The following is a 21,026-nucleotide window of genomic DNA, read 5'->3' as shown; positions in this document are numbered from 1 at the left end:
TACAGGTCATCGGGGCACGCACGCAATACGTCGCAATTGTTCGACTAGAGATGAGACACGCCATGCTCTACACCCCTCCCCCCGTCGATCCCAAGGCGCCGCCGGTGCGCATCAATCTGCTCTCGGACACGCAGACCAAGCCGACGGCAGGGATGCGGGAGGCGATGGCGCGGGCGGAAGTCGGCGACGAACAGGTCGGCGACGATCCGACCGTGAACGCGCTGTGCGAGCGCGTGGCCGATCTGCTCGGCAAGGAAGCTGCGGTTTACATGCCCTCGGGCACGATGTGCAACGTCACCGCGACGCTGGTGCATTGCCGCCCCGGCGACGAGATCCTCGCCCATGAGACCGCGCATATCATCGCGCGCGAAGGCGGCGCGCATGCCGCAATCGGCGGCTTCCAGGTCACCCAGCTCAAGGGCCCCGATGGCCAGTTCACGCCGGAGACTCTTCGCAAGGCGCTGCATCCGCGCACGCGGTACCAGCCGCCGCAGACCGTCGTCAGCGTCGAGCAGACCGCCAATATCGGCGGCGGCACGATCTGGAAGAAGGCGGTGCTCGACGAGATCGTCGCGATCGCCAGGCAGCACGACCTCGTCACCCATATGGACGGCGCGCGCCTGCTCAACGCCACGGTCGCGAGCGGCATCTCGCCACGCGACATGACCGCGGGCTGGGACTCGGCCTGGATCGACTTCTCCAAGGGCCTGGGCGCACCGATCGGCGGCGTGCTCGCAGGCTCGCGCGCCTTCATCGACGCGGTCTGGCAGTGGAAGCAGCGGCTCGGCGGCTCGATGCGGCAGGCCGGCATCTGCGCCGCAGCGTGCATCTATGCTCTCGACCACCACGTCGAGCGCCTGGCCGACGACCACGCCAATGCGCGCGCGCTCGCCCGCGGCCTGTCGCAGATCTCGGGCATGGAGGTGCAGGAGCCCGAGACCAATCTCGTGTTCTTCAAGCCCGACGGCGCCGGCATTCCCGGCGACAAGATGGTCTCGGCCCTCCGTCAGCGCGGCGTGACGCTCGCGATGATGGACGGCCGCATCCGCGCCTGCACCCATCTGGACGTCAATGCGAGCCAGATCGAGGAGACGATCGGGTACGTGCGCGAGATCGTGCGCGGGGCGTAAAGCTCAGCCCCGTAGCCCGGATGGAGCGCAGCGAAATCCGGGATCTATCCACGCGGTGAGGACGTCCCGGATTGCGCTTCGCTCCATCCGGCTACGCAAAGGGGGAGAGGTCTCACCGCCCCAAGGCCTGATAGATCAGCGTCTTCAGCTCGAGCTGGATCCGGCCGCGCTGCGAGGGGGTCTGCACCATGAAGATTCCGAACAGGTCGTCTTCGGGATCGATGAAGAAGAAGGTGCCGCCAACGCCGTCCCAGCGATATTCGCCAAGCGGCCAGTTCGTGCCCGGCGGCACTGCGGTACGTACGGCGAAGCCGAGGCCGTAGCCGCTGGTCTCACCCGGATAGTAGTGCTTGTCGCGCTCGACGCGGGTTTCGGGACCGATATGATCCCTCGCCATCAAGGCGATGGTTTCCGGCTTCAAATAGCGTCGACCTTCAAGCGTGCCGCCGTTGAGCAGCATTTGCGAGAAGCGGGCATAATCGCCGACCGTGCCGACGAGGCCGCCGCCGCCCGACTCCCATCGCAGCGGTTTCCTGATATCGCGAACCTGCGTGATCGGGCTGATCGCCCGATCCTGCGGCATCGGCTCGGCGATACGCGGCCATTGGGCGGAATCGGCGACGTAGAACGCCGTGTCCTTCATCCCGAGTGGATCGAGCAGCCGCGTCTTCGCGAACTCGAGCAGCGATGTCCCCGAGATCACCTCGATGATGCGCCCGAGCACGTCGGTGGAGTGGCCGTAGTCCCAGATCGTGCCGGGCTGTTCGGCGAGCGGAAGCGCGGTGATCTTCGCGACGAATTCGGCATTGGTCGAATTCCTGTCGAACAGTCCGGCGTCGGCGTAGAGCTTGTTCACCAGGTCCCCGCCATAATAGCCATAAGGAATCCCGGCGGTATGCCGCATCAAATCCTCGATCGTCACCGGACGGTTGAGCGGCTCCAGCTCCAGCGAGACCTTGTCGTCCTCGGCCTTCTTCTCGACGCCGACCTTCATGCCGGCAAAGGCCGGAATGTATTTCGAGACGGGATCGCTGATCGCAAGCTTACCCTCCTCGACCAGCATCATCGCCAGGACCGAGGTGATCGGCTTGGTCATCGAATAGAGGCGGAAGATCGTGTCCGCACTCATCGAAAGTTGGGTCGCGACGTCGCGGACGCCGAAATTCTCGCAGTAGACCGGCTTGCCGTGTTGCTGGAGCAGCAGAATCGCTCCCGGAAATTTGCCGGTCGCGATCTCATTCCTGATGTAGTCGGAGACTTTTGCCAGGCCTTCGGGCGTGAATCTGTGCGCGCGGCCCTCCGAGCCCGCCCGCGCACTTACGGCGCCGAACAAAAGAACGAGCGCCGCGAACAGCGCGCGGCGCCCGTTCATGTCACTTCTCCATGGCTTCATAAACCAGCTGCTTCAATGTCCGCTGCACGCGCTGGCGCTCGCTCGGGGTCTGCTCCAGCAGCACGAAGAACATGTCCTGCTTGGGGTCGATCACGAAATAGCAGCCGGAGGCGCCGTCCCATTTGAGTTCGCCGAGGTTGCCGGGCGGCGGCGGCTTGGCATTGCCGGGCTCGGTACGGACCGCAAGCCCAAGGCCGAAGCCAAAGCCGTCGCCGGGGAAATAGAAATAGTCGCGCTCGACGCCGGAGCCGGGGCCGACCTGATCAGTGGTCATCAGCTTGAACGTCTCGGGCTTGAGGATGGTCTTGCCGTCGAGACTGCCGCCATTGAGCAGCATCTGCGAAAAGCGCCTGTAATCCGCCATGGTCGTGACCATGCCGCCGCTGGCGAACTGGATCTTCTTGACGACCGTCGGATCATTGATGCGGCCGACGCGGAAATCGGCATCGTTCGGCACGGGCTGGGCCAGAAGCTTCTGCTTCGCGGGGTCCGTGACCAAGAAGCCGGTATCGACCATGCCGAGAGGATCGAGCAGCTTCTCGCGCATGATGTCGATCAGCGGCTTGCCGGCGGCGACCTCCATCACACGCGCCAGCACGTCGGTCGAGTGGCCGTATTGCCAGAGCGCGCCCGGCTGGTTGTGCAACGGCAGCTTGGCGATGCGTTCGGCGAACTCCGCCAGATCGAAGTCGCCGGCATAGATGTTGGCCTCGCGATAGGCCTTGCGGACCAGGCTGTCGCCGTAGAAGCCGTAGGTGATGCCCGAGGTGTGCGTCATCAGATCGTGCACGGTCATCGGCCGCTTCGGCGGCACCAGCTCGAGCGATTTCGTGCCGTCCTCCGCCTTCTTCTCGACACCGACCTTCACATTGGCGAAGGAGGGAATGTATTTCGAGACGGGATCGTCCAGCTTGATCTTGCCCTCCTCGACCAATTGCATCGAGACCACCGCAGTGATCGCCTTGGTCATCGAGAACAGGCGGAAGATGGTCTTGTCCGTGATCGGAGCCTTGCTGACCACGTCCTGAACGCCGAAGACTTCGTGATAGACCGGCTTGCCATGCTGCTGGATCAGCACGTTTGCACCGGCGATCTTGCCCGTCGCAACCTCGTTCTTGAAGAACTCGGTGATCCTGCCGAGCTTCTCCTGGTTGAAACGTGCGCCGGCCGGAATCTCGTAAGTGCCCTCCGCGCGCGCCGGCGAGATCGTGGCAAGCGACACCAACGCGCCGCAGGCGAGCGCACGCAGTCCAAATTGTGAAATCATATCCCCTCCCCGGAACATGGCGCCTCGGAGTGTACCGACCGCGTCATCAGGCACAAGGGCTGCCGTACCGCGCCAAGACATCCGAATGGAGGGCGGCGCTTGCCTCCGAGAAACAACAAAATATGACGTGCGCAACCAGCGGCGCAGCAGGCAGGGCTTCGATGGCGGCATGGACCGCGATCTTTGCCGCCTGGTCGGCAGGAAAACGATATACGCCGGTCGAGATCGCGGAGAACGCCAGCGAAGTCAGCCCATTGGCCTGGGAGAGCTCCAGCGCACGGCGGTAACAGGAACGAAGTGCCGCCGCCTCGCCGCGAGTGCCGCCGTGCCAGACCGGACCGACGGCATGGATCACGTATCGGGCGGGCAGACGATAGCCCTTCGTGATCTTGGCATCGCCGGTCGGGCATCCCCCGAGCGTCTGACATTCGGCGAGAAGCTCGGGACCAGCGGCGTCATGGATCGCGCCATCCACGCCGCCCCCGCCAAGGAGCGACGTGTTCGCGGCGTTGACGATGGCGTCAACGCCGAGTGTGGTGATATCAGCGACGATGACCTCGAGCTCCGCGCCGCCAATCCGGCGCGTCAGCACGGTCACGTGTCAGGCCGCGACGACGACGCCCTTCTCGGAGAAGAGCTGCTGCAATTCGCCGGCCTGGAACATCTCGCGGACGATGTCGCAGCCGCCGATGAACTCGCCCTTCACATAGAGCTGCGGGATGGTCGGCCAGTTCGAATATTCCTTGATGCCGTTGCGCAGCTCGGCGGATTCGAGAACGTTGAGCCCCTTATAGCCGACACCGATATGGTCGAGGATCTGGACCACCTGGCCGGAGAAACCGCACTGCGGAAATTGCGGCGTCCCCTTCATGAACAGAACCACGTCGTTCGACTTCACTTCATTGTCGATGAATTCCGCGATGCTCATATCCGTGTCCTTCTGGGGCAGAGCCCTCACCAATTGCTTCGGGCCGGCTCAGCCGATTTAACCCGATACCTGCCCATATATGTAGCCCAAACCGTTGTGCATCCAAAGTAAAATGGCGGCGACGGGTCCCCGCGGCCGGATTGACCCCAGCCGGGTCCATAGGCTGATGACATCAATATCATCGCCGCAGAGGACTTTCATACCGTAACGGAGCCCCTATCTAGGACGAACCCTGTTCATGGAACCGGGTCGTGCGAACAACGTTCTCTTGTCCTGTCTGGAGAAAAACGTGACGAAACAAGCCTCAGCCACGGCCTCCCTGCGTTCGTCACCGTCGTCCCGCGAGGACGAACTCGCCCAGCGGCTGGAAGCGTCGTTCTCGACTGTCCGCAATGAGACCGAACGCCGGGCCGCACCGCTGTCGCCCGAGGACCAGCAGATCCAGTCCATGCCGGATGCCAGCCCGACCAAATGGCACCGGGCCCATACGACCTGGTTCTGGGAGCAATTCCTGCTCGGCGAGCATGCTGCGGGCTACCGGCCCTTCCACCCCGATTTCGCGTTCCTGTTCAATTCCTACTACGTCAGCGCCGGCCCGCGACATGCTCGCAATCATCGCGGCGACATCACCCGCCCCAGCGCCGACGAGGTCGGCGCCTATCGCAAATACGTCGATACGGCGGTCAGCAAATTCTTCCGCGAGGCGGGCGCGGACAAGCTCCGCGCAATCGCGCCGCTGGTCGAGGTCGGGCTCAATCACGAGCAGCAGCATCAGGAGCTGATGTTCACCGACATCCTGCATGCCTTTGCGCAGAACCCGATCTATCCGGCGTATGACCCGGCCTGGCGCTTCCCGGCCGCAACGCGCGGCGGCGATGACTGGCTGACGCTGAACGAAGGCATCCACACCGTCGGCCATGTCGACGACGGCTTTCATTTCGACAACGAGAAGCCGGCGCACCGCGCCCTGGTCGGTCCGGTCAGGATCGCCCGCAATCTGGTCACCAATGCCGAGTGGCTCGCCTTCATGCAGGACGGCGGCTACCGGACCGCAACCCTGTGGCTGATGGACGGCTTTGCCGCGGCCAGCAAGGAAGACTGGCAAGCCCCCGGCTATTGGCGCGAGGTCGACGGCGCATGGCAGGTGATGACGCTGGCCGGCCTCAAGCCGGTCGATCCGGACGCGCCGGTCTGCCACATCAGCTATTACGAAGCGGATGCGTTCGCGCGCTGGTCCGGAAAACACCTGCCGACCGAGATGGAATGGGAGGTCGCGGCCCGCGCTGGCCAGCTCAACGACGCCTTCGGCCTCGTCTGGCAATGGACCCGCAGCTCCTACGCGCCCTACCCCGGCTATCGCGCCGTCGAAGGCGCGCTCGGCGAGTACAACGGCAAGTTCATGGTCAACCAGCTGGTGCTGCGCGGCTCCTCGCTTGCAACTCCGCAGGGCCACAGTCGTACCACCTATCGCAACTTCTTCTATCCGCACCACCGCTGGCAGTTCACCGGGTTGCGGCTTGCCGATTACGACTAAGTATTCCGACGACAGATGCGCGCCGGACAGCGCGTTCAGGAGAGTATCATGAATGTGCACGCCAGCGCTTTGGCCGAGGCCCATCTTCCCGACGAGCAGACCACCGCCTTTGCCCGCGAGGCCATCGAGGACCTCTCGCAGCAGCCGAAAAAGCTGTCGCCGAAATACTTCTACGACGCGACCGGATCGGAGCTGTTCGAGGCGATCACCAAGCTGCCGGAATATTATCCGACGCGCACCGAGCTATCGATCCTGAAGGAGCGCGGAAGCGAGATCGCAAGCATCATCCCGGAGCACGCCGCGCTGGTCGAGTTCGGCGCCGGCGCGACCACGAAGGTGCGCCTGCTGCTCGATCATTGCAAATTCGCAGCCTATGTCCCCGTCGACATCTCCGGCGACTTCCTGAAGGCACAGGCGAGCGGCCTGAAGCGGGATTTCCCGGCGCTCGGCATCTATCCGGTGGCGGCCGATTTCACGACGCCGTTCGAGCTGCCCAAGCAGGTTGCATCCATGCCGAAGGTCGGCTTCTTCCCCGGCTCCACCATCGGCAATTTCGAGCCGCAGGAAGCGCAGGCCTTCCTGAAAAGCGCGCGCAAGATCCTCGGCAAGGGCGCGCAGATGATCATCGGCGCCGATCTCGAGAAGGACGAGCGGATCCTCTTCGACGCCTATAACGATGCGGCCGGCGTCACCGCGCGCTTCAACCTCAATGTGCTGGTGCGCATCAACCGCGAGCTCGGCGGCAATTTCGACCTGTCCGCCTTCACCCATCGCGCGATCTACAACCGCGAGCGGCACCGCATCGAGATGCACCTGATCAGCAGGAAGAGCCAGACCGTGCGCCTGCTGGGCACCAGCTTCTCGTTCCGCCCGGGCGAGAGCATCCACACAGAGAACAGCTACAAATACAGCATCGCGCGTTTTGCCGCGCTGGCCCAGGGCGCGGGCTGGCGGGTCCGCGAGAGCTGGACGGATGCGGCGAAGATGTTCTCGGTGCACGCGCTGGAGGTCGCGGAGTAAGGCCGGGCTTCAATGCTCCCCGGCCTCCTCCACCTTCGACCCCAGCGACACCGACTCCCACACCGCCACCACGATTAAGATGGCGCTCGTCGCCATTGACAGCCACAGCGGCGACAGTTCCGACGCGAACCACCACAGCACCAGCAGCAGGATGATGCCGATGCCGTGCGAAAGCTGGAGGAAGCCGCGGACCGCGTGCTTGAACAGGATGGTGCCGATCAGAAACACCAGCGGGCCGCCGATCGTGCTCAGAACCGTGCGGACGTCGGAATGGCCGGACGGATGCTTCAGCACCAGTTCGTCCGAGACCGCGGTCAGGATGATGCCGGCGATGATCGGCATATGCAGATAGGTGTAGGCGAGCCGCGCCAGGCGGCCGGACTCGCTTGACTTCGAGATCCGCTCCAAGCCGGCCTCCGCGCCCTTGTGGAAATAGATCCACCACATCGCGATGGCGCCGACCAGCGCTGAGACGAAGGCGAGAATGTTGCTCGCGGTCCACTCCAGTTCAGCGAAGGTCGCGCCGTTGACGATAATGGCCTCGCCGAGCGCGATGATGACGAATAGACCGCAACGCTCGGCCATATGGCCGCCTTCGACCGCCCAGGCCTCAACGGAAGAAAAGCCCAGCTTCGGCACCCAGAACCGCGCGGCCGGCGAGATGTATTCCCAGGTAACCGCCGCGATCCACAGCCATAGCCGCCTCTCGCCCTCGGCCAGGCCGCCCGCGATCCACAACGCCGCGGAGATCGACAGCCAGGTCAGGATGCGGATTGCGTTATGCCGCACCGCTGTTCGATGCAGCGGCGTTGCGAGCAGCCAGAACGCGGTACGCCCCACCTGCATGGCCGCATAGGCAATCGCGAACCACAGGCCACGGCCCTCGAAGGCGGTCGGGATCGTGGTCGACAGCACGAGGCCGCCCAACATCATCGCAAAGAGCAGGAGCCGGACCGGGGTCAGCTCGGGATTGAGCCAGTTGGTAACCCAGGCGGTGAAAACCCACAGCCACCACACCGCGAGAAACAGCACCGCGACGTGCACGGCGCCGAGCGGCGTGAAATGGTGCAGCAGCGTGTGCGATATCTGCGTGACGGCGAAGACGAAGACAAGGTCGAAGAACAGCTCGACGAAAGTGACGCGGCTGTGCTGGTTCGGCACAATGACGCGGAACATCGCGCCGTGCGGATTGTCCGCAGCCATCATCGTCCCCTCGTGGCGCTGGTCAGGTCAGGTGCAGCTTCGTCAGTTACCTGGCACGCCGGTTTGCAGCGCCAGCGCGTGCAGCACGCCGCCCATCTGGCCACGCAGGGACTGGTAGACGATCTGGTGCTGCTGGACGCGCGATTTGCCACGGAAGGATTCCGAGATCACGGTCGCGGCATAGTGGTCGCCGTCGCCGGCGAGGTCACGGATGGTCACCTCGGCATCGGGGATCGCTGCCTTGATCATCGCCTCGATATCGTGGGCGTCCATGGGCATTCGGGTCTTGCTCCTTATCTCGGCTGCAAACAGCCTCATCATCGAATCGCTGCCGGGGGTCCCCTCGCCGGCAAGGTCAAACTTAGCGTGAACGGCCTTCTACGTCACGCTTTCCGGCACTATATCCCTGATCCCATCAGGACAAAGGCACGACAAAGTGCCGCGCGCGGCAGATTGATCGAAAAGGCGTGAAATCATGAAGCTTCCAGGGCCCGACCACCCGATCACCATCACCCCAAATCCCCGGCGCGTCCGCGTCACGGCGGGCGACATCGTGATCGCCGAGACCAGCAAGGCGCTGACCTTGAAAGAGGCCAGATATCCGGCAGTGCAATATGTACCGCGGGAGGACGCCAACATGGCCCTGTTGGAGCGTACCGACCGCGTCACCCATTGCCCCTACAAGGGGGACGCGAACTATTACAGCGTCAAGGCCGACGGCAAGACGCTGGACAACGCGATCTGGACCTACGAGACACCCTTCCCCGCGATGACGGAGATTTCAGGCCATCTCGCGTTCTATCCGGACAAGGTGAAGATCGAGGAAGTGGGATAAGCGCCGCAGCCCACGACCGTCATGCCCGGGCTTGTCCCGCCTGCGCGGTCGAAGCCGCTCCGGCGAGGCGAAGGCCCGGGCATCCACGTTCTGTACGCGGTAAGGCGTGGATGGCCAGGTCAAGCCTGGCCATGACGGCGGAGAGGGCTGAATCAGCTACGTCCTGAAGATCGTGAGTCCCAGTATCAGCAGCACCAGGAAGATCGCCACGAAGACGTAGAACAGGAAGCGCGCGATATCGGCGGAGGCGGCCGAGATTCCGGTGAAGCCGAGCACGCCGGCCACGATCGAGACAAGTAGGAAGATCAGGGCCCATTTCAGGATCGACATCGCCAGCTCCGAACTGCCGCGTCTCACGGCCTACGCTGTTTTCGGCGAACGCTAACATTGCTGCGAGGAACTGGTTCCTAGAGGTAGTCGGGGGCGACCTCCGAAACAAACGGCCCTTGCTGAATCGAGTTCCCGGCGGCACAGTCCAGCCGAGGTCAGGATCGGGGCGGCCACGATGACGATGTCACATTCAGCGACGATCGGCGCGGAGGTGCATGCCGCGCCCACGAGCAAGGTGCGCAATCTGGCGATCGATCGCGCCCGCACCTTCCTCACTCTGGTGGTGCTGCTGCATCACGCGGTGATCCCCTATACCTATTTCGGGCATACCGATCCGAGTTATTTCTTCGGCTTCGACATGATCGTGCTCGCCACCGACAGCTTCTTCATGGCGATGTTCTTCTTCCTGTCGGGACTGTTCGCCTGGTCTGGCATCGCCCGGAAGGGAGTCCGGAGCTATTTGGCAGATCGCCTGCTTCGGCTTGGCCTACCCTTCGCGATCTGCGCCTTTACAGTCATTCCGCTCGCCTATTACGCGATCTCCCTGCGGCACCATCCCGAGATCGGTTTTGCGGAATTCTGGTGGAATATGGTCACGAAGGGCCCGTGGCCGAGCGGGCCGATCTGGTTCCTGTGGGTCTTGTTCGCCTTCGACCTGGTTGCTTGCCTTTTGTACCGGCTGTCACCCAACCTGCTCGATCCGATCAATCGCCTCTCGCTACATGGTCGCCGCCGGCCCGCCGTGTTCTTTGCGGTCATGCTGGCGGTCACCGCCGCGTTCTACATTCCCGGGCTGGTTCACTACGGACACAGCAGCTGGTTCGAGTTCGGGCCGTTCTCGGTCCAGCACGGGCGCGTGATGCTGTACGCGACCTATTTCTTTTTCGGTGCCGGCATCGGCGTTGCGCAAATGGATCGTGGGCTGCTCTCTGTCGACGGCCGCATGGCGAAGGTCAGCTGGGACTGGATGGTCCTGGCGATCGTTCCGTATTGCCTGTTGTGGGGGCTGATCTTCATCAAGCGCGAAATACTGGGCAACCCGTCGCCGTTGCCGGACTGGTATGAAGCGCTTTATGCCATCTGCTTCACCGTCTTCAGCGTGGCGATCATGTTTCTGATCCTGGCCCTTTTCCAGAGATTCAAGCAATCAGGCTCAGCCAGGCTGCTCGATCCAATGCAGGGCGACGCGTTCGGCATGTTCCTTGTGCACTATCCGATCGCGCTGTGGCTGCAATACTGGCTGTTCGACTATGACCTGCCGGCGATCGTCAAGGCCACGGTCGGGTTCGTCCTGACTGTCGCAGCGAGCTGGGCGCTGACGCGAGCGTTGCGGCAGATCCCGGGCGCGTCGAAGGTGTTGTGAGGCGCGGTCTCTCGGTCCGTAGCCCGGATGGAGCGCAGCGCAATCCGGGACCTCGCCACAAGTGATAGCGGTCCCGGATTACGCTTACGCTCCATCCGGGCTACAGATCTGATTTGTGGCAGCGCCTTATGCCGCCTTCCCACCCATATATTCCGGCAGCCAGCGCTCGTACGATTTGCGCAAGCTGTCGATCGTAACCGGCGCCTCGCCGGCGATCGCGATGGCATCGCCGCCGGTGGTGCCGATCCGCACGCAGGGCACCTCGCAGCCGCGCATCTTGGCGAGCACGCGGCCGGCTTCGGTTTCCGGCACGGTGACGAGATAGCGCGCCTGGTCCTCGCCGAACCAGTAGGCCTGCGGCACCAGCGCAGTCGGCGCCGCCAGCAGCTTGGCGCCGATGCCGCCCGCCATCGCCATCTCGGCCAGCGCGATCAGGAGGCCGCCGTCGGAAAGGTCATGCACGGCCGTGGCGGTGCCCGCATGGATCATGCCGCGTACGCAATCGCCGTTGCGCTTCTCGGCGGCGAGATCGACCGGCGGCGGTGCGCCCTCCTCGCGGCCGCAGATGTCGCGCAGATAGACGGACTGGCCGAGCCAGCCATGGGTCTCGCCGATCAGAAGGATCGCCTCGCCCTCGGCCTTGAAGGCGAGCGACGCCGACTTGGTGAAATCGTCGAGCAGGCCGACACCGCCGATCGAGGGCGTCGGCAGGATCGCGCGGCCATTGGTCTCGTTGTAGAGCGAGACGTTGCCGGACACGACCGGGAAGTCGAGCGTGCGGCAGGCTTCCGAGATGCCCTTCAGGCAGCCCACGAACTGGCCCATGATCTCGGGCCTTTCAGGATTGCCGAAGTTGAGATTGTCGGTGATCGCGAGCGGCTTGCCGCCGACCGCGGTGATGTTGCGCCAGGCTTCGGCGACCGCCTGCATCCCGCCTTGATAGGGATCGGCCTCGCAATAGCGCGGCGTGACGTCGACGGTGAGCGCGAGGCCCTTCGGCCCGTCCTGCACGCGCACCACGGCGGCGTCGCCGCCGGGACGCTGCATGGTGTTGCCGAGGATGACGTGGTCGTACTGTTCCCAGACCCAGCGTTTGGAGCACATGTCAGGCGTGCCGATCAGCTTCTCCAGCGCAAGGCCAAGGCCCATCGGCGCCGGCACGTCGCGGGCATGCACGACGGGCAGCGCGGCCGAGGCGACGTGCGGGCGGTCATAGACCGGCGCCTCGTCGCCAAGCTCCTTGATCGGCAAATCGGCCATGACGTCGCCGCCATGCTTGACCACGAAGCGCTTGCTCGGCGTCGTGTAGCCGACCACGGCGAAGTCGAGGCCCCACTTCTTGAAGATCGCCTCGGCTTCCTTCTCCTTCTCGGGCTTGAGCACCATGAGCATGCGCTCCTGGCTCTCCGAGAGCATCATCTCGTAGGCGCTCATGCCGGTCTCGCGGGTCGGCACCGCGTCGAGGTCGAGGTCGACACCGAGGTCGCCCTTGGCGCCCATCTCCACCGCCGAGCAGGTCAGCCCGGCCGCGCCCATGTCCTGGATCGCGATGACGCAGCCCTTCTCCATGATCTCGAGGCAGGCCTCTAACAGCAGCTTCTCGGCGAAGGGATCGCCGACCTGCACGGTCGGGCGCTTCTCCTCGGACTTGTCGTCGAACTCGGCCGAGGCCATCGAGGCGCCGTGGATGCCGTCGCGGCCGGTCTTGGAGCCCAAATATACGATCGGCATGTTCACGCCGGAGGCCGCCGCGTAGAAGATCTTGTCGGCGTCGGCGAGGCCCACCGCCATGGCGTTGACGAGGATGTTGCCGTCGTAGCGGGTGTGGAAGCGCACCTGGCCGCCCACCGTCGGCACGCCGAAGGAATTGCCGTAGCCGCCGACGCCCGCCACCACGCCGGAGACGAGATGCCGCGTCTTCGGATGCTCGGGCGCGCCGAAGCTCAGCGCATTGAGGCAGGCGATCGGGCGCGCGCCCATGGTGAAGACGTCGCGCAGGATGCCGCCGACGCCGGTGGTCGCGCCCTGATACGGCTCGATATAGCTCGGATGGTTGTGGCTCTCCATCTTGAAGACCACAGCCTGGCCGTCGCCGATGTCGATCACGCCGGCATTCTCGCCGGGGCCCTGGATCACCCAGGGCGCCTTGGTCGGCAGGCCGCGCAGATGGATGCGCGAGGATTTGTACGAGCAATGCTCGTTCCACATCGCCGAGAAGATGCCGAGCTCGGTGAAGGTCGGCTCCCGCCCGATCAGCTTCAGGATGCGCTCATACTCGTCGGGCTTGAGCCCGTGGGCGGCAACCAGTTCCGGGGTGATCTTGGGTTCGTTCTTCATGGATTCGAGGCTTTCGGCGGCGGTTTGGCCGTTCTTAGGAACATCGGACGGCTTCGAAAAGCCCTTTATGGCGCATTTTCCCGCTGTCCCACGTTTTGCGCCGGCAGGGCCGGCGGGAACGGGAATTGCACGGCGCGGTCGGATCGGATTTAAGGTCTAAAGACCCGCAATTGAAGGCCTATTTCCTTGCACGAATTGACCAAAGCGCCCCCGCCGCGCCGCCCCGACCTCCATGTCGCCACCGAGGGCGAATTTGTGGGCTGGCGGACCTGGATTCGCGACAGTTTTGAGTCCCATGTCGGCCCCTTCTGGCACCGGATCGAAGCGGACGGGAGCGTCCGCAGCGCCTTCCGCGTCGAGAAGAAGCACCTCAATGGCTCCGGCAACGTCCATGGCGGCTGCTACATGGCCTTTGCCGACTACTCCCTGTTTGCGATCGCCACCCATGTCCTGGACAGCCGGGCGGTGACGACCAACTTCGCCTGCGAATTCCTCGATGCGGCACGCGAGGGCGAACTGATCGAATGCACCGGCGAGGTCACCCGCGCCGGCGGCTCGCTGATCTTCCTGCGCGGCAAGATGATGTCCGGCGAGCGACTGCTGCTGACCTTTTCCGGAACGATCAAGCGGATGAAGCGGAAGGCACTCCCTCAGCCAAACGCATAGCTCGACGCCTTCCCTTTTCGCGCCCACTCGCCCAGACTTCCCACCAAGCGCTTTCGCGCCGGGGAGCAAGAACAAGGTGCCGCAGAGCACATCCGAGGCGAGTCGCGCGACGGCGGCCGCATCAACGCCGTTGCCGTCCATCGCCACCGGCGCACGCAACTGGCGCGATTATGCGCTGCTGCTGGCGCTCGCCTGCTGCTGGAGTTCGACCTATCCGCTGACCAAGCTAGCGCTTCCCACCATTCCGCCGATCACCTTCATCTCGGCGCGCTCGCTGATCGCGTTCCTCTTTCTGTTCGCGATCCTGCGGATGCGCGGCGTCAAGCTGCCGACCGACGTGAAGGCGTGGAAGCTGTTTGCGACCCAGCAGCTGATCAACTCGACCTTTCCGTTTCTGGTCATCACCTGGTCGCAGCAATACGTGCCGGCGTCGAACACGGTGGTGCTGGCTTCGACGACGCCGATCTTCGCCTTCCTGATCACCTCGCTGATCACGCGGCACGAGCCGGCGACGCTGCTCAAGCTCGCGGGCGCGATCCTGGGACTGGCCGGCACCGTCGCGATCGTCGGGCTCGATGCTTTGCATGGCCTTGGCAGCGAGATCGTAGCGGAGATCGCGATCCTGCTTGCCACCATTTCCTTTGCCTGCGCGACCATCTTCGGCCTCCGTCTCTCCGAGTACGATCCGATGGTGGTGGCAACCGGCTCTCTGCTGTTCGGCGGTCTCGTGCTGCTGCCGCCCGCGCTGATCATCGACCAGCCCTGGACGCTGCAACCGACTCCGACCGCGATCGTCGCCACCATCGTCATGGGCATCGTTTCCAGCGCATTGGGCCTGTTGCTGTTCTACGTCTGCCTCGGCCGGCTCGGCACGCTGACGACCAACGCCCAAGGCTATCTGCGCATTCCGATCGGCGTCGGCCTCTCGGTGCTGCTGCTCGGCGAGAGCGTGCCGTCGAACCTCGCACTGGGGTTATTGCTGGTGATGGCCGGTGTTGCGGCGATGACGGTGCCGGCGGAGCGGTTGAAGTGGCGGTAGCCGACGGCGATGGTCAATCCGCCGAAATAAAGCGGAGGGTACCTGCACGGCGCGTCGGTTTTCCTGTGTCGTTGGTGTGATTGACACCGTCCATGACGGGCACCTCAGGAAAATCGAACGGACTTACCCCGTCGAGGCAAGCCACGTTGACAGCATACAGATTCTGGTCCGATCGACGCTGATGATGCGTGTAGATTCCGCAGCGGGAACAGAAGAAATGCTGCGCTGATCCGGTATGGAAGCGGTAGCTCGTCAGCGCATCCTCGCCCTTCAGGAACTTTATGCCGCCCATCTCCGCCATGACGACGACCGCACCGCGCATCCGGCAGTAAGAGCAGGTGCAGCGGCGGATCGAATTGAAACCGTCGCTCAGCGTCGCCTCGAAACGCACCGCTCCACAATGGCACTGACCAGCCCGGACGTTTGTATCACTCACCATGTTGCATGCTTCCTGGCGTTGCTGCGAATGACGACGCCGCTCGGCGACGTCAACGGGCAGGAACGTTCTCTCAAATGTGGGCCGAACAATCAAAAGGAATCGCCCAAGGCATCAGAACAACTCACGCGGGCCTGACTCCTCACGCCGACAACTGCTTCTCCGCGATCGACAGCCACTCGGCCTGCGCCTTGCGCAGATATTTCGGCGCGCGGCGCATCTGGATCAGCAGCTCGTTGAAGACCATGCGTGCCTCTGCGGTGCGCCCGACCGTTTGCAGCAGCATGCCGTAGCGCACCCGCGCCTCGGCGCCGGGGAAGTATCCGGCGAGCGCGTGATATTCCTCCAGCACCTCGTCGACACGTCCGACCTCGGCGAGCGCGCGGGCATAGAGCAGATGCGCGTCGGCGGAATCGAAATCGGGCCATTGCTTCTGCAGATCGTCGAGCGTCGCAAGCGCCTCGGCCGGGCGGCTGGCGGCAAATTGCGCCTGCGCCTTGCGCAGCACATAGGCGGGATCGTTGCCCATCGGCAGCTTCAGGATGTGATCATAGTGCGCTTCAGCTTCGCCGAACCGGCCGATATTCGCGCACTCTTCCGCCAGCGCCGCACGGTTGGCGATGGTGTCGGTGCCGGCGAGTAGGTCGGACAGCTCGCGATAGCGCTTCTCGGGATCGAGGCGATTGGCGACACGCTGGCGCGCCTGCCGCGCGCCGGGGCTGGAAAACCATTCGGGAATGAGCTCGACCGCGATATAGGCGATCGCGCCCATCATCGGCACCAGCAGGATGATGAAGGCCCAGGGCCGCAACCGTCCGGTTCGCGAGGCGTGATAGATCAGCGTGATATCGAGCAGCAGAACGACCAAAGCAACGGGCATGTGACATCCGGAAAGCACAACGACAGCCGGCCTCCTGATATCGCAATCGAACCGATGAAACAACTTTGAGTTGCCTCAACCGGCAAGAAACAGCGAACCCGAACGCGCGCCGTAATGGTGACGAGGAGTCAGTCGCCGCAAAACCTATGCAGGTTCACGCGCCTCGCGTAGCAATCCACTCGCCAGCACTCGAAACGCGTCGACGGCCTTGCTCAGCACATTCTTGGGATCGTCGGCTGCCGCGACCCACAAGGCGACGCTGAGCGCAGCCCCGTTCAGCAACCGCCCCGCCGCTTCGACATCGACCGGCTTCACGATTCCCTCCTCGATCAGCGCACGGATCGTTCGCATGGTGATATCGAGACAGGCGTTCTCGCCGGGCCATTTGGAGGGATCGCCGAGCACGGCAGGTCCATCCAGGAGCATGATGCGCTGGATCTCAGGTTCGAGCGCCATTTCGATATAGGCGCTTCCCTCGGCGAGCAGGCCCAGCCACGGGTTGGGCGCTTGCTCCCGAACGATGCGGAGCCGCTCCGCCATTTCACCGTCGATCTGCTCGACGACGGCCCAGAGCAGCCCCTTCTTGTCTTCGAAGTTGTGATACAGCGCGCCCCGCGTCAGACCGACGGCCGCAGTGAGCTCGTCCATCGACGCGTCTGCATAGCCCTGCGTGGCAAATGCCGCGCGTGCGGCGCGGATGAGGCTGGCCCGATTTTCCGCCATGGCCGCGGCGCGCTTCCCCTTTGCCATGCCCTGCCCCTTGACATACGCCTCGTATGTGAGCGATATCTCACATACGAAACGTATCTGAAATTGCCGTGACGCGCCAGCCATGGAACACCCACGATCCGCTCACGCCCATCAACCGAAAGGCCCTGCCATGCCCCAGCGAGAGGCAATCTTCCCCGCCAACCGCCACGCGCTCTATCAAGTGCATCGATACTCCGCGGCGATCCGCTCCGGCGACCTGCTGTTCGTGTCGGGACAGGTCGGCAGCCGCGAGGACGGCTCGCCCGAACCGGTATTCGAGGACCAGGTCCGGCGCGCGTTCGCCAATTTGCGTGACGTGCTCGCCGCTGGTGGATGCACGCTGGACGATGTCGTCGATGTCACCACGTTCCACACCGATCCGGCGAGCCAGATCGAGACGGTGATGGCCGTTCGCGCCGAGGAGATCGGCGATCCTCCCTATCCGAACTGGACGGCCGTCGGCGTGAACTGGCTTGCCGGCTTCGACTTCGAGATCAAGGTCATCGCCCGCATTCCTGTGCTCCAGTAAGCTTCCGGGCGGCCATACGCCGGCCGCCAGCAGACAACTTGGCCGGGCTACTTGTTGGCGTCGTCCGCCAGCATCTTGCGGTACTTTTCGACGTCGCGCGTCACGAGCTTTTGCAGCACGTCGGGCGCGTGCTCGTCGGCATCGGGCGCGACGGTCGACAGGTCGGCGAAGCGCTTCTTCACCGCTTCGGTCTCGACGGCCGTGCGCGCTGCGGCATTCAGCTTGGCGAGCACGGCCTGCGGCGTGCCCTTGGGCGCGAACAGGCCGTTCCAGCCCTGCGCCTCGAACTCGGGCAGGCCCGCTTCCGCCGAGGTCGGCAGATCCGGCAGCGTTGAGAGCCGAACGGTCGAGCCGACCACGAGGCCCTTCACCAGCTTGTCGTTGATCGACTGCGACACCGAGGCGGCCGCGTCGCAGACGCCGTCGATCTGGCCGCCGACCGCGTCGGTCAGCGCGGGCGCGGCGCCGCGATAGCCGATCAGCGTCGCGTCGATCCCGGCTGCTGTGACGAAGCTTTTGCAGATCAGATAGTTCGAGGAGCCGACGCCGGCATGGCCGAGATTGATCTTGCCCGGATTGGCCTTGGCATAGGCGATGAACTCTTTCAGGTCCTTCGCCGGAAAGTCCTTGCGCAGCGCGATGATGCCGAACGTCTTCGCCACCATCGCGATCGGCACGAAGGAATCAGGCGTGAACGGCAGTTTTGGATAGATCGTGTAGGTCGCGGCATTGGTGCCGGCATTGCCGATCGCAATCGTATAACCATCCGGCTCGGCGCGCGAGGCCCGCGCCAGCGCGGTCGAGCCGCCGGCCCCCGCAACATTCTCGATCACGATGGTCTGGCCGAGCGCGATGCCCATCTGCTCGGCCACCGCGCGCGCGATCACGTCTGAGGTGCCGCCGGCCGCGAACGGCACGATCATGGTGATGGGACGCTTGGGATAATCCTGCGCGGATGCGCAAGTGGCGATCGAAAATGTCGCGAACGCTAGCGCCGCGATCGCGGCGAGCGCACGCTTCACCACGAACGAGATCACGCGGCTTTTTCCAGATGCTGGGCGAGACCGGCGAACAAGCCGCGACCATCGGTGCAGCCCATGATGTCTTCGACGTGGTTTTCCGGATGCGGCATCATGCCGAGCACGTTGCCCCGGTCGTTGACGATGCCGGCGATCGAATGCGCGGCGCCGTTGATGTTGTTGAAATCGTCGACTTCGCCGGCAGCGGAGCAATAGCGATAGAGTACCCGCCCCTCGCCTTCGAGCCGCTTGATGGTCTCTTCGTCCGCCTCGTAATTGCCCTCGCCATGGGCGACCGGCACGCGGATCACCTGGCCGGCATTGTAGCCGCGGGTGAATGGCGTGTCGGAGCGCTCGACGCGCAGATGCACGTCGCGGCAGATGAATTTCAGCCGCGCATTGCGCATCAACACGCCCGGCAAGAGGCCGGACTCGCAGAGGATCTGAAAACCGTTGCAGACACCGAGCACGAGGCCGCCCTTGGCCGCATAGTCGCGCACCGCATCCATCACCGGCGCACGCGCCGCAATCGCGCCGCAGCGCAGGTAATCGCCGTAGGAGAAGCCGCCGGGCACGACGACGAGATCGGTGCCCGCAGGCAGCGAGGTCTCGGCGTGCCAGACCATCGCGGGCTCGCTGCCGGAGATCAGCCTCAACGCGCGCGCCATGTCGCGCTCGCGGTTGATTCCGGGAAAGACGAGGATGGCGGCTTTCATGGCAGAGGTTCCGACGCGGCTGGGAATCGAGGCTGGCCAACGGGCCAATTCGTGAACAGACATAACCATTTGACGGAGATTTTACCAGTGCTAGCGTTGCGGAGCGCCCTTGTACACAGGCCATAGCCACGCGCCTTTGGCCGCTCGATTTGCCCGGGATTGAAGCCATGAACGTCCCGTCGCTGCCCGCATCTCTCGCCGAAGCAGTATCCGCCGAGGGCGTGGTCGCCGCCGGCGCTTATGTCGACGGCCGCCGGGTCGCCAATATCGCCATCAGCGAGGCCTCGAGCTGGCGAGCAAAGCCCGGCCATGTCGTGTGGATCGGGCTGCACGAGCCCGACATGGCGCTGCTCGGCGCGGTGCAGAAGCAGTTCGACCTGCACGACCTCGCGATCGAGGACGCCAACCACGCCCATCAACGGCCGAAGATCGAGCAATATGGCGAGGCCCTGTTCATCGTCGCGCGCACCGCGCAATTGATCGAGGGGCGCATTGCCTTCGGCGAGACCCACATCTTCGTCGGCGAAGGCTATCTGGTCTCGGTGCGCCACGGCGCCTCGACCTCCTACACGCCGGTGCGCGAGCGCTGCGAGAGCTGTCCGCGGGCGCTCGCGCGCGGCGAGGACTACATCCTCTATGCGATCCTTGATTTCATCGTCGACAATTACTCGCCCGTGCTGGAGAGCATCCACGACGAGGTCGAGGGCATCGAGGACGACGTGCTCTCCAAGCAGATCAGCAAGGCGCAGATCGAGCGGCTCTACATGCTTCGCCGCGACCTGTTGCGGCTGAGGACCGCGATCGGCCCGCTGGTGGAGGTCTGCCGCCGGCTGGAGCATGACGACCTCTCGATGGTGCGGCAGGCCATGCAGCCGCTGTTCCGCGACGTCACCGACCACGTCCGCAACATCCAGGAGCGCATCGATTCCATGCGCGAGGTGCTGGCCTTCGCCTTCGAGGCGAGCCTGTTGGTCGGCCAGGCCCAGGAGACGGCGGTATCCAAGAAGCTCGCATCCTGGCTCGCCATCATCGCGGTCCCGACCGCGCTCGCCGGCATCTACGGCATGAACTTCAAGCACATGCCGGAGCTGGAATGGGAGTACGGCTACTTCATGCTGCTCGGCGTGATGCTGACCGCCTGCGGCGGGCTGTACTGGCGTTTTCGGCGGGTGGGATGGCTGTGAGTCCAGACGCTCAGACTGGTTACATGCCTCGTCTGCCAGACCACGTGCTCTGCACCACCTGAAGGTCGTGCAGCATGAGAAGCTGCTCTTCTCGACAGGCGCTCAGCTCAGACCTGATTTCGTCGATCTTGTATTCGACATCACCGAGCGTTTGCTCGATCTGCTTCAGCAGCTCGAAAATCAGCTCTTTGCCGATATCCGCCACTCCGCTCAGGCTTTCATCTCGATCGCATAATTTTCAATCACGGTGTTCGCCAAGAGCTTGTCCGCGGCTTCCTTCAGCGCCGCCTCCGCCTTGGCTTTGTCGGCGCCGGCGAGCTCGATGTCGAACACCTTGCCCTGGCGGACGCTGGCGACGCCGTCGACGCCGAGCGACTTCAGCGCGCCTTCGATGGCCTTGCCCTGCGGATCGAGGATGCCCGTCTTCAGGGTAACGGTGACACGTGCCTTCACGTCAAAAGTCCTCT

24 protein-coding genes are annotated in these 21,026 nt (G+C 64.0%); 9 read left to right on the top strand and 15 right to left on the bottom strand.

Annotated features, from left to right (window positions below):
• Window positions 1–62 precede the first annotated feature (62 nt).
• Window positions 63–1,130: a threonine aldolase family protein gene (locus tag I6F12_RS19790; protein WP_036027826.1), complete on the top strand. Its 1,068-nt coding sequence runs from the start codon at window positions 63–65 to the stop codon at window positions 1,128–1,130.
• Between the two features lie 112 nt (window positions 1,131–1,242).
• Here I6F12_RS19790 and I6F12_RS19785 read toward each other — a convergent pair whose 3' ends face one another.
• From I6F12_RS19785 to grxD, 4 genes are read right to left on the bottom strand one after another with little or no spacing between them, the layout of a single operon-like run.
• Window positions 1,243–2,502, bottom strand: coding sequence for a serine hydrolase domain-containing protein (locus I6F12_RS19785; protein WP_225157065.1), 1,260 nt, complete (start codon window positions 2,500–2,502; stop codon window positions 1,243–1,245).
• A 1-nt stretch (window position 2,503) separates the two neighbouring features.
• Complete coding sequence (locus tag I6F12_RS19780) at window positions 2,504–3,790, bottom strand: serine hydrolase domain-containing protein (protein WP_225157064.1); 1,287 nt, start codon at window positions 3,788–3,790, stop codon at window positions 2,504–2,506.
• Window positions 3,791–3,836: 46 nt separating this feature from the next.
• Window positions 3,837–4,388, bottom strand: coding sequence for an O-acetyl-ADP-ribose deacetylase (locus I6F12_RS19775; protein WP_109143232.1), 552 nt, complete (start codon window positions 4,386–4,388; stop codon window positions 3,837–3,839).
• A 3-nt stretch (window positions 4,389–4,391) separates the two neighbouring features.
• Complete coding sequence (gene grxD / locus I6F12_RS19770) at window positions 4,392–4,718, bottom strand: Grx4 family monothiol glutaredoxin (RefSeq protein WP_018647423.1); 327 nt, start codon at window positions 4,716–4,718, stop codon at window positions 4,392–4,394.
• Between the two features lie 238 nt (window positions 4,719–4,956).
• On the opposite strand from grxD, the gene egtB reads away from it, so the two are divergent.
• Both egtB and egtD read left to right on the top strand, forming a co-directional pair.
• Window positions 4,957–6,252: an ergothioneine biosynthesis protein EgtB gene (gene egtB / locus I6F12_RS19765; RefSeq protein ID WP_225157063.1), complete on the top strand. Its 1,296-nt coding sequence runs from the start codon at window positions 4,957–4,959 to the stop codon at window positions 6,250–6,252.
• 48 nt (window positions 6,253–6,300) lie between these two features.
• Window positions 6,301–7,272: an L-histidine N(alpha)-methyltransferase gene (gene egtD / locus I6F12_RS19760; protein WP_036027840.1), complete on the top strand. Its 972-nt coding sequence runs from the start codon at window positions 6,301–6,303 to the stop codon at window positions 7,270–7,272.
• A gap of 9 nt (window positions 7,273–7,281) precedes the next feature.
• Here the strand turns inward: egtD and I6F12_RS19755 are convergent, their stop codons facing one another.
• Entirely contained in the window at window positions 7,282–8,475 is a 1,194-nt protein-coding gene (locus I6F12_RS19755) for a low temperature requirement protein A (protein ID WP_036027841.1), read from the bottom strand.
• A 42-nt stretch (window positions 8,476–8,517) separates the two neighbouring features.
• Entirely contained in the window at window positions 8,518–8,754 is a 237-nt protein-coding gene (locus tag I6F12_RS19750) for a BolA family transcriptional regulator (RefSeq protein WP_036012929.1), read from the bottom strand.
• Window positions 8,755–8,950: 196 nt separating this feature from the next.
• On the opposite strand from I6F12_RS19750, the gene I6F12_RS19745 reads away from it, so the two are divergent.
• Window positions 8,951–9,310 (top strand): DUF427 domain-containing protein, encoded by a 360-nt coding sequence (locus I6F12_RS19745; RefSeq protein ID WP_036043505.1) that lies wholly within the window; start codon window positions 8,951–8,953, stop codon window positions 9,308–9,310.
• A gap of 156 nt (window positions 9,311–9,466) precedes the next feature.
• On the opposite strand, the gene I6F12_RS19740 is transcribed toward I6F12_RS19745, so the two are convergent.
• Window positions 9,467–9,640 carry a DUF1328 domain-containing protein gene (locus tag I6F12_RS19740; protein ID WP_036012969.1) on the bottom strand — a complete coding sequence of 58 codons (174 nt, stop codon included), beginning with the start codon at window positions 9,638–9,640 and terminating at the stop codon, window positions 9,467–9,469.
• 175 nt (window positions 9,641–9,815) lie between these two features.
• On the opposite strand from I6F12_RS19740, the gene I6F12_RS19735 reads away from it, so the two are divergent.
• Complete coding sequence (locus tag I6F12_RS19735) at window positions 9,816–11,003, top strand: acyltransferase (RefSeq protein WP_225124752.1); 1,188 nt, start codon at window positions 9,816–9,818, stop codon at window positions 11,001–11,003.
• 126 nt (window positions 11,004–11,129) lie between these two features.
• On the opposite strand, the gene purL is transcribed toward I6F12_RS19735, so the two are convergent.
• Window positions 11,130–13,340, bottom strand: coding sequence for a phosphoribosylformylglycinamidine synthase subunit PurL (gene purL, locus I6F12_RS19730; RefSeq protein WP_225157062.1), 2,211 nt, complete (start codon window positions 13,338–13,340; stop codon window positions 11,130–11,132).
• A gap of 186 nt (window positions 13,341–13,526) precedes the next feature.
• Between purL and I6F12_RS19725 the strand changes: the two genes are divergently transcribed.
• Entirely contained in the window at window positions 13,527–14,006 is a 480-nt protein-coding gene (locus I6F12_RS19725) for a PaaI family thioesterase (protein WP_025037294.1), read from the top strand.
• 76 nt (window positions 14,007–14,082) lie between these two features.
• Window positions 14,083–15,045, top strand: coding sequence for a DMT family transporter (locus tag I6F12_RS19720; RefSeq protein ID WP_225157061.1), 963 nt, complete (start codon window positions 14,083–14,085; stop codon window positions 15,043–15,045).
• Between the two features lie 13 nt (window positions 15,046–15,058).
• Here I6F12_RS19720 and I6F12_RS19715 read toward each other — a convergent pair whose 3' ends face one another.
• The 3 genes from I6F12_RS19715 to I6F12_RS19705 all read right to left on the bottom strand — a co-directional run bounded on the left by I6F12_RS19715 (window position 15,059) and on the right by I6F12_RS19705 (window position 17,111).
• A complete protein-coding gene (locus I6F12_RS19715) occupies window positions 15,059–15,484 on the bottom strand; it encodes a GFA family protein (protein WP_036043496.1) in 426 nt (141 codons plus the stop codon).
• 139 nt (window positions 15,485–15,623) lie between these two features.
• A complete protein-coding gene (locus I6F12_RS19710) occupies window positions 15,624–16,361 on the bottom strand; it encodes a tetratricopeptide repeat protein (RefSeq protein ID WP_225157060.1) in 738 nt (245 codons plus the stop codon).
• A 144-nt stretch (window positions 16,362–16,505) separates the two neighbouring features.
• The gene (locus tag I6F12_RS19705) at window positions 16,506–17,111 is read right to left on the bottom strand and encodes a TetR/AcrR family transcriptional regulator (protein WP_225157195.1); all 606 of its coding nucleotides are present in this window, start codon (window positions 17,109–17,111) and stop codon (window positions 16,506–16,508) included.
• Window positions 17,112–17,241: 130 nt separating this feature from the next.
• Here I6F12_RS19705 and I6F12_RS19700 point away from each other — a divergent pair, with 130 nt between their 5' ends.
• Window positions 17,242–17,640: a RidA family protein gene (locus I6F12_RS19700; RefSeq protein WP_225157059.1), complete on the top strand. Its 399-nt coding sequence runs from the start codon at window positions 17,242–17,244 to the stop codon at window positions 17,638–17,640.
• 47 nt (window positions 17,641–17,687) lie between these two features.
• On the opposite strand, the gene I6F12_RS19695 is transcribed toward I6F12_RS19700, so the two are convergent.
• Both I6F12_RS19695 and purQ read right to left on the bottom strand, forming a co-directional pair.
• Window positions 17,688–18,677 carry a tripartite tricarboxylate transporter substrate binding protein BugD gene (locus I6F12_RS19695; protein WP_225142574.1) on the bottom strand — a complete coding sequence of 330 codons (990 nt, stop codon included), beginning with the start codon at window positions 18,675–18,677 and terminating at the stop codon, window positions 17,688–17,690.
• On the bottom strand, window positions 18,674–19,375 hold the full coding sequence (gene purQ, locus I6F12_RS19690; RefSeq protein ID WP_225147567.1) for a phosphoribosylformylglycinamidine synthase subunit PurQ: 702 nt from the start codon (window positions 19,373–19,375) through the stop codon (window positions 18,674–18,676). The genes I6F12_RS19695 and purQ overlap by 4 nt, the downstream gene beginning before the upstream one ends.
• A gap of 167 nt (window positions 19,376–19,542) precedes the next feature.
• On the opposite strand from purQ, the gene I6F12_RS19685 reads away from it, so the two are divergent.
• The gene (locus tag I6F12_RS19685; RefSeq protein WP_225157058.1) at window positions 19,543–20,559 is read left to right on the top strand and encodes a magnesium and cobalt transport protein CorA; all 1,017 of its coding nucleotides are present in this window, start codon (window positions 19,543–19,545) and stop codon (window positions 20,557–20,559) included.
• Between the two features lie 19 nt (window positions 20,560–20,578).
• Here I6F12_RS19685 and I6F12_RS19680 read toward each other — a convergent pair whose 3' ends face one another.
• On the bottom strand, window positions 20,579–20,764 hold the full coding sequence (locus I6F12_RS19680; RefSeq protein WP_225147569.1) for a hypothetical protein: 186 nt from the start codon (window positions 20,762–20,764) through the stop codon (window positions 20,579–20,581).
• Window positions 20,765–20,769: 5 nt separating this feature from the next.
• Window positions 20,770–21,012: a phosphoribosylformylglycinamidine synthase subunit PurS gene (purS, locus tag I6F12_RS19675; RefSeq protein WP_036012950.1), complete on the bottom strand. Its 243-nt coding sequence runs from the start codon at window positions 21,010–21,012 to the stop codon at window positions 20,770–20,772.
• Window positions 21,013–21,026 lie beyond the last annotated feature (14 nt).

Source organism: Bradyrhizobium sp. IC4059 (assembly GCF_020193615.1).
GTDB classification, from domain to species: domain Bacteria; phylum Pseudomonadota; class Alphaproteobacteria; order Rhizobiales; family Xanthobacteraceae; genus Bradyrhizobium; species Bradyrhizobium yuanmingense.
This window is presented reverse-complemented; position numbering and strand designations above follow the sequence as displayed.